Genomic DNA, 12,630 nt, shown 5'->3' with positions numbered 1-12,630 from the left:
AGACTCAGGCCGGCCGTTCCGGCATTGTCTCCGATCCAGAAACGGGCCCGAGTTTTTCCAATTTTGGCCGCAATCGCCGGCTAGACCGGGGATGTGAACCGGTCCGCAAGTGGCCGGAGACGAGGACGAGCGCAATGCAGGACGCAGAGAACAACGATCTGTCCCTTGCCGGACTGCCGACCCCGGAATGGCGGGATCGGCTGATGACGATTGCCGACGACAACGGCATGTCGCAGCGCCTGGGCGAAAAGCATTTCGCAACCTTTCTCGACCAGAACGGGACGCTCCTGGTCAGTTTCGAAACCGTCCAGGGGATCCAGGCGCTGTCGAAGGCGGCGCTGCCGCTGGGCATGGAGATCGCGCAGGCGCAGGGCTGGTCGCATCTGTGCCTCGTCTCGGACGGTGACACATGGTTCCGCGATCCGCGCGTCTACGGGTTCTTCGACCAGCTTGTCGATGACGGATTCTTCGAGGAGTTCGACCAGGTTCTGTTCTACGGCGCCGGCCCCTGCGGCTATGCCGCCGCTGCGTTTTCGGTGGCCGCCCCCGGAGCGACGGTGGTGGCGGTGCAGCCGCAGGCCACGCTGGACCCGCGCATGACCGAGTGGGACAACCGCTTTCCCGAGATGCGGCGCACCTCGTTCACCGATCGTTACGGCTATGCCCCCGACATGCTGGACGCGGCCGAGCAGGCCTTCATCCTCTACGATCCGGCGCAGGAGCTGGACGCCATGCACGCGACCCTGTTCCAGCGGCCGAACGTGACCCGGCTGCGCATGCGGTACATGGGTTCGGCCCTGCAGACGCGCCTGCTGGAGATGCGCCTTCTGCACCGGGTTCTGGTCCAGGCGCGCAAGCGGCGGCTCAACCGGCTGATCTTCGCGCGGCTCTACCGGGCGCGGCGCGACAACCTTTCCTACCTGCTTTCGCTGTCGAACACGCTGGACGCAAGGGACCGATCGGCGCTGAACGTGATCCTTTGCCGGAACGTGATCGCGCGACTGAACGCGCGCCGGTTCCGCCGCCGGCTGGTGGCGCTGGAAAAACGCGCCGAGGCCGGCGAATTCGAGATGCCCGCCGCCACCTAGCCCGCTGCCAGCAGGCGCAGCCGGACATGGTGGCGCCAGCGATAGGTCAACCAGGCCAGCACGGCAGCCAGCGGCGTGAGCCAGCCCGCGTCGATCTCGATCTCGTCGATCAGGCAGGCGCCGCCGGAGACCGGGCGAACCTCCAGCCGGTGCGCAAGCGACCGCAGCCCGGCCCCTTCCTCGCGGGTGGCCATGCGGCGCGCGGCCCGATCCATCTGCACGATGCGCATCTTGTAGGGCCGGACCGGCGGAAAGCCGAAAACCTGCAGGGCCATGTCGATCACCTGGCCCTCATGCACCGGCCCCGAGGGCAGGTGATGGAACCGGATCCAGGGCCGCGTCACCGCCTCCAGCGTATCCAAGTCGGTGACCAGCGCAAAAACCCGGTCGGGATCGGCTGGATAGAACTGTTCGAATCTCAGCGTTCTGGTCATGCACCCTCCGCGCGACAGCCTGCCCTGCGATCGCCCACCGGGGAAGCGCGCAAAACGTCTCGCCCCTCTGGCCGGAGCGTCGCAGCTGTGCTAGCCGGGGCCCATGATCGCGACCCTGACCATACGCCGCCCCGACGACTGGCATCTGCACCTGCGCGACGGCGCGATGCTGGCGGCCGTCCTGCCCGAATCGGCCCGCCATTTCGCCCGCGCCATCATCATGCCCAACCTCGTGCCCCCCGTGACCACGGGCGAGCAGGCCGCCACCTATCGCGACCGCATCCGCGCCGCCCTGCCCGAAGGCGCGCGGTTCGAGCCGCTGATGACGCTCTACCTGACCGAGGAAACCGATCCCGACGACGTTGCCGGCGCCGCCCGGACCGGGCTGGTGACAGCGGTCAAGCTCTACCCCGCCGGGGCGACCACCAACTCGGCCTCGGGCGTGCGCGATTTCGACCGCATCCGCGCGGTACTCGAACGCATGGCAGAAATCGGCCTGCCGCTGTGCGTCCATGGCGAGGTGACCGACCCGGATATCGACATCTTCGACCGCGAGGCGGTGTTCATCGACCGGGTGCTGGACCCGCTGCGCCGGGCGACACCGGGGCTGCGGGTGGTGATGGAGCATGTCACCACCTCGCAGGCGGTGGATTACGTGACCTCTTCCGATCGCGACCTGGCCGCCACGATCACCGTCCACCACCTGGTCATCAACCGCAACCACATCCTCTCGGGGGGCATCCGCCCGCATTACTACTGCCTGCCGGTGGCCAAGCGCGAAACCCACCGCCGCGCGCTGCTGGCCGCCGCGACGGGGGGAGATGCGCGTTTCTTCCTGGGCACCGACAGTGCCCCCCATACCGACGCCGCCAAGGAAACCGCCTGCGGCTGCGCCGGCTGCTTCACCGCCCCCGTCGCCATGCCGCTGCTGGCCGAGATCTTCGAACGCGAGGGCGCGCTCGACCGGCTGGAAGCCTTCGCCTCGCTCAACGGCCCGGCATTTTACGGGCTGCCGGCGAACGAAGGCAGGCTGACGCTGACACGCGCCCCGACCCCTGTCTCCTTCCCCGCGAAGATCGAAACCGCCCACGGGCCCGTGACCGTATTCGACCCGGGCTTCCCCGTGCATTGGCAGGCAAGCTGATCCACTTCCTCTTGCCCCAAATACTCCCGCCGGAGGCCCCCGCCCCCTCAACCACAGCCAAGGTCCGAACATGATCCCCACCTCCTACCCGTCGCCCGAGGAAATCGCCCGCCTCTCCGCCCGGATGCTGCTGGAAATCGAGGCCGTCCACCTGAACGCGGCCGCCCCCTTCACCCTGGCTTCGGGCCTGCCCAGCCCGACCTATATCGACTGCCGCAAGCTGATCAGCTTCCCCCGCATCCGCGCGACATTGATGGATTTTCTCGCCATCACGGTGATGCGCAATGCCGGATTCGAGGCCTTCGACAACATCGCCGGCGGCGAAACCGCCGGTATCCCCTTCGCCGCGCTGATGGCCGAACGGCTGGGCCTGCCGATGACCTATGTCAGGAAAAAGCCCAAGGGCTATGGCCGCAACGCCCGAATCGAAGGCGTGATGAGCGAGGGCCAGCGCGTCCTTCTGGTCGAGGACCTGACCACCGACGGCGGCTCCAAGATCTCCTTTGTCGATGCCATTCGCGCAACCGGGGCCCGCTGCAATCACACCGCCGTCATCTTCTATTACGGCATCTTCCCGCAAACGCCGGAGATGCTGGGCCGACACGGGGTGACACTGCACCACCTGTGCACCTGGTGGGACGTCCTGGCCGAGGCAAAGTCCTCGGGCGCCTTCGACGGCGAAACCCTGCGCGAGGTGGAAAACTTCCTGCACGACCCGCGCGGATGGCAGCAGGCGCACCGCCCCTGACGGCGCGAAACGCCCCGTCGCACACCGGGACAAGCTGTGAGCAACCCCGGCTCGAATCACCTGCCTCACTCTACATCTTGTCGTCTGACGATCCTGTGCTACTCTATCTGCGGCAGGACGCAGGCATCCACAGCCTTCTTCAAGGGACAATCCACAGAGATTTCCCGATAGGAATCCACTGCCCGATCTGGCAGACCCGGATGGTGCAGGGGGACGGGACAGCAGATGAACGAAATCGCGAATATCGAAACCGGCAAGACCGAAATTCAGGACGCCGATGTCATGCCGCATTCGGTCGAGGCCGAGCAGCAGCTTCTGGGTGCGATCCTGACCAACAACGACGTCTACGACCGGGTCGCCTCGATCATCGGGCCGCAGCATTTCTACGACCCGGTCCATGCCCGGATCTATGAAATCGCGGCCGCGCGGATCGCCAAGAACGCGCTGGCCTCTCCGGTGACGCTCAAGGCGTTCATGGAGGATGACGAGGGGCTGAAGGAACTGGGCGGGCCGGCCTATCTGGCCCGGCTTGCGGGGTCGGCGATTTCCGCCTTTGCCGTGCGAGACTACGCGCAGATGATCTATGACCTCGCCATCCGGCGCGAGCTGATCCGGCTGGGCCACGACATCGCCGACAAGGCCGCGCGCGTCGAGATATCCAGCGAGCCGAAAGAACAGATCGTCGAAGCCGAACAGAAGCTCTACAAGCTCAGCGAACAGGGCAAGACCGAAGGCGGTTTCCAGAGCTTCCTCAAGGCGGTGACCGATGCGGTCAATGTCGCCAACGCCGCCTATCAGCGCGACGGCGGGCTGGCGGGCCTGTCCACCGGGCTGATCGACATGGACAAGAAGCTGGGCGGCCTGCACCGGTCCGACCTGCTGATCCTGGCCGGCCGCCCCTCCATGGGCAAGACCTCGCTGGCCACCAACATCGCCTTCAACGTGGCCAGGGCCTACAAGCGCGGCCAGCTGCCGGACGGAACCGAAGGGGCAGTGGAAGGGGGCGTCGTCGGATTCTACAGCCTCGAGATGAGCGCCGAGCAGCTTGCCGCCCGAATCCTGTCCGAGGCGGCCGAAGTCCCCTCGGAGCAGATCCGCCGCGGCGACATGACCGAGGCCGAATTCCGCCGCTTCGTTGATGCCGCCAAGGCGCTGGAATCGTGCCCGCTCTACATCGACGACACGCCGGCGCTGCCGATCAGCCAGCTTGCCGCCCGCGCCCGGCGGCTCAAGCGAACGCACGGACTGGACCTGCTGATCGTGGACTACCTGCAGCTGGTCCGCCCCGCCTCGGCCAAGGACAGCCGCGTGAACGAGGTGTCCGAGATCACCCAGGGGCTGAAGGCCATCGCCAAGGAGCTGGACATCCCGGTTCTGGCCCTGTCCCAGCTGTCGCGGCAGGTTGAAGCACGCGAGGACAAGCGGCCGCAGCTTTCGGACCTGCGCGAATCGGGCTCGATCGAGCAGGATGCCGACGTGGTGATGTTCGTCTTCCGCGAGGAATACTACGCCGAACGCGAAAAGCCTTCGGACGACAAGCTGGAAGAGATCGCCGCCTGGCAGGAACGGATGGAGCGCCTGCACGGGAAGGCCGAGGTCATCATCGGCAAGCAGCGCCACGGCCCGATCGGCACCGTCGAGCTGAGCTTCGAGGGGCGCTTCACGCGCTTCGGCAACCTCGTCAAGCCGTGGCAGCAGGGTCAGGACGAAGGCTTCTGAACATGGGCATCCGCGATTTCATGGCCGCCTACAAACGGGTCTGGGAGACGCGGGACAGCCAGGGCTTCGCCGCCCTCTTCGCCCCCGGCGGACGCTACTGGAACACACCCTTCCAGTGCCAGGACAGCCGCGAAAAGCTCGCCGCCTACTGGGACCGGATCCAGCTCCAGGAAGACATCGCGCTGAGCTACGACATACTGTCGGACGGGCCGCACGAAGGTATCGCCCACTGGAACGTCACCTACCGGGTCGCATCCGAGGAGTTGTTCGAGATCTGGGCGAAATCCACCGGCACCAGCCTGCCCGACCGCCGCCCCGGCGACCCTCTGCCCCGGATGGAGCTCGACGGCGTGCTGCTGGCGCGCTTCGCGCCCGACGGGTTGGCGCGTGAAGTGCGCATCTGGTGGCATTCCATGCCGCTTCCTGCCTGAACCCGGCGGGACCAGAGGCGCTGCCCGTTGCGCCGAAGGCGCACCAATGGTGCGACGCGCTCCCCGGAGTATTTGGAGCAAGAGGAAGAACGAGCAGGACGTCCTCGTGCCCTTTCCTCTTGCCGGAAATACTCCGGGGGAGTCGCGGCCTGCCGCGACGGGGGCAGAGCCCCCTCTGCGTCGCCACGCCCTGTGCCGCAACTCCTTGACCCTTGACCTTGCCAGCCATCCCGTCAACAAAGCCGCATGAGCACCGGACGTCTTGCAATCGACCTTTCGGCCGTAGTCGCCAACTGGCGGGCGCTCGATGCCATGACCGCCTGCGAAACCGGCGCCGTGGTCAAGGCGAACGCCTACGGGCTGGGCGCCACGGAAGTGGCCCATGCGCTGGCCCGCGCCGGCGTGCGCAAGTTTTTCGTCGCCGTCGCCGAAGAGGGTGCGGAACTGCGCCGTGCGGTCGGCCCGGGGCCCGTGATCATGGTCTTTTCCGGGCACATGGAAGGCGATTCCGACCTGATCCGTGACCATGACCTTACGCCGATGATCAATTCGGTGGACCAGATGCTGCGGCATGTGGAGCGCACGCCGCGCCAGTCCTTCGGCATCCAGCTCGATACCGGCATGAACCGGCTCGGCATCGAGCCCGAGGAATGGGCCGCCCTGCGCGACATCGCCATCGCCCAGATGCCGATCCTGATCATGTCGCACCTGGCCTGCGCGGACGAGCCCGACCATCCCATGAATGCGAAACAGCTTCGCATTTTTAGGGAATTGACCGCCGGAATCGATGTGCCCAGGTCGCTCTCGGCCACCGGCGGCATCCTGCTGGGGCCGGAGTGGCATTTCGACCTGACCCGCCCCGGCATCGGCCTCTATGGCGGGCTGCCCTTCGCTCAGGCCCGGCCGGTGGTGAGGCTGGATCTGCCGGTGATCCAGATCCGCGAACTTGCCCCCGGCGAAACCGTCGGATACGGCAACACGTGGACCGCGCCGCGCCGAAGCCGCATCGCCACGGTCGCCGCCGGCTATGCCGACGGGCTGATCCGCGCAATGGGGCCAAGGGCGTGGCTGTATCATGGCGATACCGCCTGCCCGGTGCGCGGCCGAGTGTCGATGGATCTCATCTCCGTCGATGTCTCGGGGCTCGCTCACGAGCCCGAATGGCTGACGATCCTCGGCCGGCAACAGGGTGTGGACGAACTCGCCCGGGCCGCCGGCACGATCGGCTACGAGATATTCACCTCGCTGGGTCCGCGCTATGTCCGGAGCTATACGGGATGAACCCGATCGCGGCGCTCGAACGGCTGGGCCACGCAACTCTCGGCTCGCTGGTGCTTGTCGGCCGGATGACGATCTTTGCCCTGAGCGCCTTCTCCCACATCCTGCGCCCCCCCTTCTATCCTCGCGAAATCGCCATGGCGCTGCTGAACATCGGCTGGCTGTCCCTGCCCGTCGTGGGGCTGACGGCCATCTTCACCGGCGGCGCACTGGCGCTACAGATCTATGCCGGCGGATCGCGATTCAACGCCGAATCGGTGGTCCCCCAGATCGTCGCCATCGGCATGGTCCGCGAACTGGGCCCGGTGCTGGTGGGGCTGATGATCGCCGCCCGCGTGACCTCCTCCATCGCCGCCGAAATCGCCACCATGAAGGTGACCGAACAGATTGACGCCCTGGTGACGCTCTCCACCCACCCGGTGAAATACCTCATCGCCCCGCGCGTTCTGGCGGCGCTGGTGATGGTGCCGTTTCTCGTGGGCGTGGGCGACATCATCGGCATCGCCGGAGGCTACGCGGTCGGCGTCCAGAATCTCGGCTTCAACGCCGCCGCCTACCTGCAGAACACCGTCGACTTCCTCGAGATGCGCGACGTGGTGTCCTCGCTGGCAAAAGGCGCGGCCTTCGGCGTGATCGCGGCACTGATGGGATGCTACTATGGCATGGAATCGGGTCGCGGCGCCCAGGGCGTGGGACGCGCCACCAAGAGCAGCGTCGAAGCCGCCGCGATCCTGATCCTCGCTGCCAATTTCGTGCTCACGGGGGTGTTCTTCTCGCTATGATCCGCATGGAGAACATCCACAAGTCCTTCGGCAGCAACCACGTGCTGCGCGGGATGACGCTCGAGGTCGAAAAGGGCACCTCGATGGTCATCATCGGCGGATCCGGCACCGGCAAGTCGGTGGCGCTCAAGATCATCCTCGGCCTCATCAAGCCGGACTCGGGGCGCATCCTCGTGGATGGCAAGGACGCCACCACCGGCGACCGCGACGCATTCCTCGCCCGCTTCGGAATGCTGTTCCAGGGCGGCGCGCTGTTCGATTCGCTCAGCGTCTGGCAGAATGTGGCCTTCCGGCTTCTGCGCGGCTCACTCAAACGCCCCCCTGAAGAAGCCCGCGCCATCGCCATCGAGAAACTGCGCCGCGTCGGGCTCAAACCCGAGGTCGCCGACCTCTTCCCGGCCGAACTGTCGGGCGGCATGCAGAAACGCGTCGGCCTCGCCCGCGCCATCGCCGCCGAACCGGAAATCATCTTCTTCGACGAACCGACGACCGGCCTCGACCCGATCATGGCCGGAGTCATCAACGAGCTGATCCGCGAGATCGTCACCGAGATGGGCGCCACAGCCATCACCATCACCCACGACATGACCAGCGTCCGCGCCATCGCCGACAACGTCGCCATGCTGCATGACGGGGTCATCAAATGGACCGGGCCGGTCGCCGAGATGGACCACTCGGGTGACCCCTATCTCGACCAGTTCATCCACGGCCGCGCGGAGGGCCCCATCGAGGCCGTCCGATGACTTCCCGCCTGCTGCCCCTTCCTCTTGCCCCAAATACTCTCGGGGGGGGGCGCCGCAGGCGGCGGGGGGCAGACAGCCCCCCGGCGGCGCCGATCACGGGGCACGACAGATGATCCGGCCGCTGCTCATCACCGCCAACCTGGCGCTCATGGTGCTGTTCCCCATCTCGTGGTTCGCCCCCCTCCTGCGCGCCGGCCTGCTGCCCCTGTTCGGGCTCAGCGAAATCTCGGTGATCTCCGGCCTCCAGGTGCTGTGGGACACCGATGTGGGGCTGGCGCTGCTGGTCACCTTCTTCGCCATCTTCGCCCCCACCCTCAAGACCATCGGGCTGGCGCTCATCCATTTCGGCCTGCTCGCCCCATCCACCCTGCCCGCGCTCACATGGCTGGGCAAGCTGGCCATGGCCGATATCTTCCTGATCGCGCTCTATGTGGTGGTGGTCAAGGGAGTGGGCTATGCCACCGTGGAAACCGCCTGGGGGCTCTACCTGTTTGCCGGCTGCATCCTTGCCTCGCTGGCCCTGTCACTGTTCGGCACCCGGATTTCCCCATGAAAAAGACGGCTTCCTTCACCTGCAACGCCTGCGGCGCCACCCACAACAAGTGGTCGGGGCGCTGCGATGCCTGCGGGGCATGGAACACCATCACCGAAGATGCCGGCCTTTCCACGGGCCCCTCCGGGAAATCGCTGGGCGCGCGGCGCGGCCGCACCGTGCCGCTGAGCGATCTTGCCACCGAAGAGGCCCCGCCGCCACGCGCCCGCAGCGGCATTGCCGAGCTCGACCGCGTGCTGGGCGGCGGGCTGGTACCGGCCTCGGCCATCCTGGTGGGCGGCGATCCGGGGATCGGCAAATCGACCCTGCTGCTGCAGGCCGCCGCACGCTTTGCCAGAGCGGGACTGAAGACACTCTACGTCTCGGGGGAAGAGGCCGGCGCACAGGTGCGGATGCGCGCCCGCCGGCTGGGCCTGGCCGAGGCACCGGTGAAGCTGGCCGCCGAAACCAACCTGCGCGACATCCTCACCACGCTCGAATCCGAACGCCCGGGCCTCGTCGTCATCGACTCGATCCAGACCATGTGGGCCGACAACGTGGAAAGCGCCCCGGGCAGCGTGGCCCAGGTGCGCGCCGCCGCGCATGAGCTGACCTCCTTCGCCAAGCGCCGCGGCGTGTCGGTCATCATGGTCGGCCATGTCACCAAGGACGGGCAGATCGCCGGCCCGCGGGTGGTCGAACACATGGTCGATACCGTGCTCTATTTCGAGGGCGAACGCGGCCACCAGTTCCGCATCCTGCGCGCGGTCAAGAACCGTTTCGGCCCCGCCGACGAGATCGGGGTCTTCGAAATGACCGGCGCGGGGCTTGCCGAAGTGACCAACCCTTCGGCGCTGTTTCTGGGCGAACGGGGAAAGCCCACGCCCGGTTCGGTGGTCTTTGCCGGGATCGAGGGCACCCGCCCCGTGCTGGTGGAATTCCAGGCGCTGGTCGCACCCTCGCCGCTCTCGCAGCCGCGCCGGTCGGTGGTGGGCTGGGATGCGGGACGGCTGGCGATGATCCTGGCGGTGCTCGAGGCCCGCTGCGGCATCCCCTTTGCCGGGCTCGACGTCTACCTGAACGTGGCCGGCGGCATGAAGATCAGCGAACCGGCCGCCGACCTGGCCGTCGCCGCCGCCCTGCTGAGCGCGCGCGAGGACGCCCCCCTGCCCGCCGAAACGGTGATTTTCGGCGAAATCAGCCTCTCCGGCGCGCTGCGCCCGGTCTCGCAGACCGAAAACAGGTTGAAAGAGGCGCGAAAACTTGGTTTCACCCGGGCGATCGCTCCGGCCGGGGACAAGGCCGCATCGATCGGCGGTCTCGCGCTCATGCCGGCGGCGACGCTCGCCGGCCTTGTTGGCGAAATCTTCGGCGCCGGCTAGAACGCCGCCAGGACAAGGATGGGGACAGGCAGGAAACCATGGAAGGCTTCACCATCATAGACGGCGTGGTGGCGATCATCATCGTGATCTCCGCGCTGCTGGCCTATTCGCGCGGCATCGTGCGCGAACTGATGGCCATTGCCGGCTGGATCGCGGCGGCGGTTCTGGCCTTCATCTTCGCGCCGCAGGCGGAACCGCTGGTGCGCGAGATCCCGGTGATCGGCGAATTCATCGGCGACAGCTGCGAACTAAGCGTGATCGCGGCCTTCGCCTCGGTCTTTGCGGTGGCGCTGATCGTGGTGTCCTTCTTCACCCCGCTGTTCTCGGCGCTGGTGCAGCGTTCGGCGCTGGGCGGGGTCGATCAGGGGCTGGGCTTCCTGTTCGGCGTGCTGCGCGGGATCATCCTCGTCGCGATCGCCTTCTTCGTCTACGACAAGGTCATGTCCGGGCAGAACTACGCGATGGTGGATGACAGCCGCTCGGCCAGCGTGTTCTCAAGACTCAACGACAAGATCGCCGAACGCGACCCGGAACAGGCGCTGGGCTGGGTGACCGCCCAGTATGATCAGCTGGTGGGCGTCTGCGACAAGGCGAACTGAACCGCCTCCCGCGCGCCCTGCCCGCCGGCCCTGCCGGCCGCCCGGCCCCGGTCAGGCGGCGGCATGTGATAGTTTCGTGACAGTCCCCGGAACAGGGGTTATTAGGAACCCGACGACAATCGCCGGGATTCGGAGCCGCCATCCATGCGCCAGATGCCCCCCGCCCACCCCTTCGACGACGATCACCTGAAAGAGGAGTGCGGCATATTCGGCATCATCGGTGTCTCGGACGCCGCCAATTTCGTGGCGCTGGGCCTGCATGCGCTGCAGCATCGCGGGCAGGAGGCCGGCGGCATCGTCTCGCACGACCCCGAGCACGGTTTCAACAATGCCCGCCGCTTCGGCTATGTGCGCGACAACTTCACCTCGCAGAAGGTGATGGAGACCCTGCCTGGCCCGCTGGCCATCGGCCATGTGCGCTATTCCACCGCCGGATCAAAAGGGCAGACGGCCATTCGCGACGTGCAGCCCTTCTTCGGCGAATTCGCCATGGGCGGGGCGGCGATCGCCCATAACGGCAACATCACCAATGCCGAGGCGCTCAGGCGCGAACTGATCGAGCGCGGCTCGATCTTCCAGTCCTCCTCGGACAGCGAATGCATCATCCACCTGATGGCCCGCTCGCTGCAGCGCGACATCCCCGAGCGGATGGAGGATGCGCTGCGCCGGGTCGAGGGGGCGTTCTCGGTGGTGGCCATGACCGCGAACCAGCTGATCGGCGTGCGCGACCCGCACGGGGTGCGGCCGCTGGTTCTGGGCCGGCTGGGCCCCGAAGAGGATGGCGCCTGGGTGCTGGCCAGCGAAACCTGCGCGCTGGACATCATCGGCGCCGATTTCCTGCGCGAGATCGAGCCGGGCGAGATGGTGGTGATCGACGAAAACGGCCTGGACAGCCGCCACCCCTTCCGCCCGCGCCCCTCGAAATTCTGCATCTTCGAGCATGTCTATTTCTCGCGCCCCGATTCGATCCTCGGCGGGCGCAGCGTCTATGAAACCCGCGAGGCGATCGGGCGCGAGCTGGCCAAGGAGGCCCCGGTCGAGGCCGATATCGTCTGCCCGGTCCCCGATTCGGGCACACCGGCGGCGATCGGCTATTCGCTGCAGTCGGGCATCCCCTATGCCATGGGGATCATCCGCAACCAGTACATGGGCCGCACCTTCATCGAACCGACCGAGCAGATCCGCAACATGGGCGTGCGGCTGAAACTGAACGTCAACCGCGCCCTGATCCGCGGCAAGCGGGTGATCCTGGTGGATGATTCGGTGGTGCGGGGGACGACCTCGCGCAAGATCAAGGAGATGATCCTGGACGCCGGCGCGCGCGAGGTGCATTTCCGCATCGCCTCCCCGCCCACCGCCTGGCCCTGCTTCTACGGGGTGGACACGCCCCAGCGCGAGAAGCTGCTGGCCGCCACCATGTCCGAGGAGGAAATGCGCGAACACCTGGCGGTGGACAGCCTGAAGTTCATCTCGCTGGACGGGCTTTATCGTGCGGTAGGCGAGGCGCAGGGGCGCAACGGCGATTGCCCGCAATATTGCGACGCGTGTTTTTCGGGCGAATACCCGGTCGAACCTTCGGACATGATCGAGAAGGGCTTCCGTCTCAAGGCCGCGGCGGAATAGGCGGAATAGATCGCGCGCCCCGTCCCCGGACCGGCCGGAGTCCGCTCTTGTGCGGGGCGGGTCGGCAAGAATTCGCTGCATCGCAGAAAACCCCGCTTCCGATCGTCGGCCGCGCCTGCTAGACGCC

Annotated in this window: 13 protein-coding genes; 12 read left to right on the top strand and 1 reads right to left on the bottom strand. The window is 66.8% G+C overall.

Annotated features, from left to right (window positions below; all coding sequences use genetic code 11):
- Positions 1-134: 134 nt before the first annotated feature.
- Complete coding sequence (locus ACZ5CM_RS05575) at positions 135-1,088, top strand: phosphoadenosine phosphosulfate reductase (RefSeq protein WP_464641722.1); 954 nt, start codon at positions 135-137, stop codon at positions 1,086-1,088.
- Here the strand turns inward: ACZ5CM_RS05575 and ACZ5CM_RS05570 are convergent.
- A complete protein-coding gene (locus ACZ5CM_RS05570; RefSeq protein WP_464641721.1) occupies positions 1,085-1,522 on the bottom strand; it encodes a hypothetical protein in 438 nt (145 codons plus the stop codon). The genes ACZ5CM_RS05575 and ACZ5CM_RS05570 overlap by 4 nt on opposite strands.
- 103 nt (positions 1,523-1,625) lie before the next feature.
- Here ACZ5CM_RS05570 and pyrC point away from each other — a divergent pair, with 103 nt between their 5' ends.
- The 11 genes from pyrC (at position 1,626) to purF (ending at position 12,503) form a co-directional block, all read left to right on the top strand.
- The gene (gene pyrC / locus ACZ5CM_RS05565) at positions 1,626-2,666 is read left to right on the top strand and encodes a dihydroorotase (RefSeq protein WP_464641720.1); all 1,041 of its coding nucleotides are present in this window, start codon (positions 1,626-1,628) and stop codon (positions 2,664-2,666) included.
- A gap of 70 nt (positions 2,667-2,736) precedes the next feature.
- Positions 2,737-3,414, top strand: coding sequence for an orotate phosphoribosyltransferase (locus ACZ5CM_RS05560; protein WP_464641719.1), 678 nt, complete (start codon positions 2,737-2,739; stop codon positions 3,412-3,414).
- A 225-nt stretch (positions 3,415-3,639) separates the two neighbouring features.
- Positions 3,640-5,133: a replicative DNA helicase gene (locus ACZ5CM_RS05555; protein WP_464641718.1), complete on the top strand. Its 1,494-nt coding sequence runs from the start codon at positions 3,640-3,642 to the stop codon at positions 5,131-5,133.
- Between the two features lie 2 nt (positions 5,134-5,135).
- Complete coding sequence (locus ACZ5CM_RS05550; protein WP_464641717.1) at positions 5,136-5,564, top strand: nuclear transport factor 2 family protein; 429 nt, start codon at positions 5,136-5,138, stop codon at positions 5,562-5,564.
- A gap of 246 nt (positions 5,565-5,810) precedes the next feature.
- Positions 5,811-6,845 carry an alanine racemase gene (alr, locus tag ACZ5CM_RS05545; RefSeq protein ID WP_464641716.1) on the top strand — a complete coding sequence of 345 codons (1,035 nt, stop codon included), beginning with the start codon at positions 5,811-5,813 and terminating at the stop codon, positions 6,843-6,845.
- Entirely contained in the window at positions 6,842-7,624 is a 783-nt protein-coding gene (locus ACZ5CM_RS05540) for an MlaE family ABC transporter permease (RefSeq protein ID WP_464641715.1), read from the top strand. Before alr ends, ACZ5CM_RS05540 begins: the two co-directional genes overlap by 4 nt.
- Positions 7,621-8,367, top strand: coding sequence for an ABC transporter ATP-binding protein (locus tag ACZ5CM_RS05535; protein ID WP_464641714.1), 747 nt, complete (start codon positions 7,621-7,623; stop codon positions 8,365-8,367). Before ACZ5CM_RS05540 ends, ACZ5CM_RS05535 begins: the two co-directional genes overlap by 4 nt.
- A 121-nt stretch (positions 8,368-8,488) precedes the next feature.
- A complete protein-coding gene (locus ACZ5CM_RS05530) occupies positions 8,489-8,920 on the top strand; it encodes a paraquat-inducible protein A (RefSeq protein ID WP_464642505.1) in 432 nt (143 codons plus the stop codon).
- Positions 8,917-10,281 carry a DNA repair protein RadA gene (radA, locus tag ACZ5CM_RS05525; protein WP_464641713.1) on the top strand — a complete coding sequence of 455 codons (1,365 nt, stop codon included), beginning with the start codon at positions 8,917-8,919 and terminating at the stop codon, positions 10,279-10,281. Before ACZ5CM_RS05530 ends, radA begins: the two co-directional genes overlap by 4 nt.
- Before the next feature lie 38 nt (positions 10,282-10,319).
- Positions 10,320-10,880, top strand: coding sequence for a CvpA family protein (locus tag ACZ5CM_RS05520; RefSeq protein WP_464641712.1), 561 nt, complete (start codon positions 10,320-10,322; stop codon positions 10,878-10,880).
- A gap of 153 nt (positions 10,881-11,033) precedes the next feature.
- Positions 11,034-12,503 carry an amidophosphoribosyltransferase gene (purF, locus tag ACZ5CM_RS05515; RefSeq protein WP_464642503.1) on the top strand — a complete coding sequence of 490 codons (1,470 nt, stop codon included), beginning with the start codon at positions 11,034-11,036 and terminating at the stop codon, positions 12,501-12,503.
- Positions 12,504-12,630: the final 127 nt, after the last annotated feature.

Source organism: Piezobacter thermophilus (assembly GCF_055386745.1).
The sequence above is the reverse complement of the archived record's forward strand: the minus strand, read 5'-3'. Positions and strand labels throughout refer to the sequence as shown.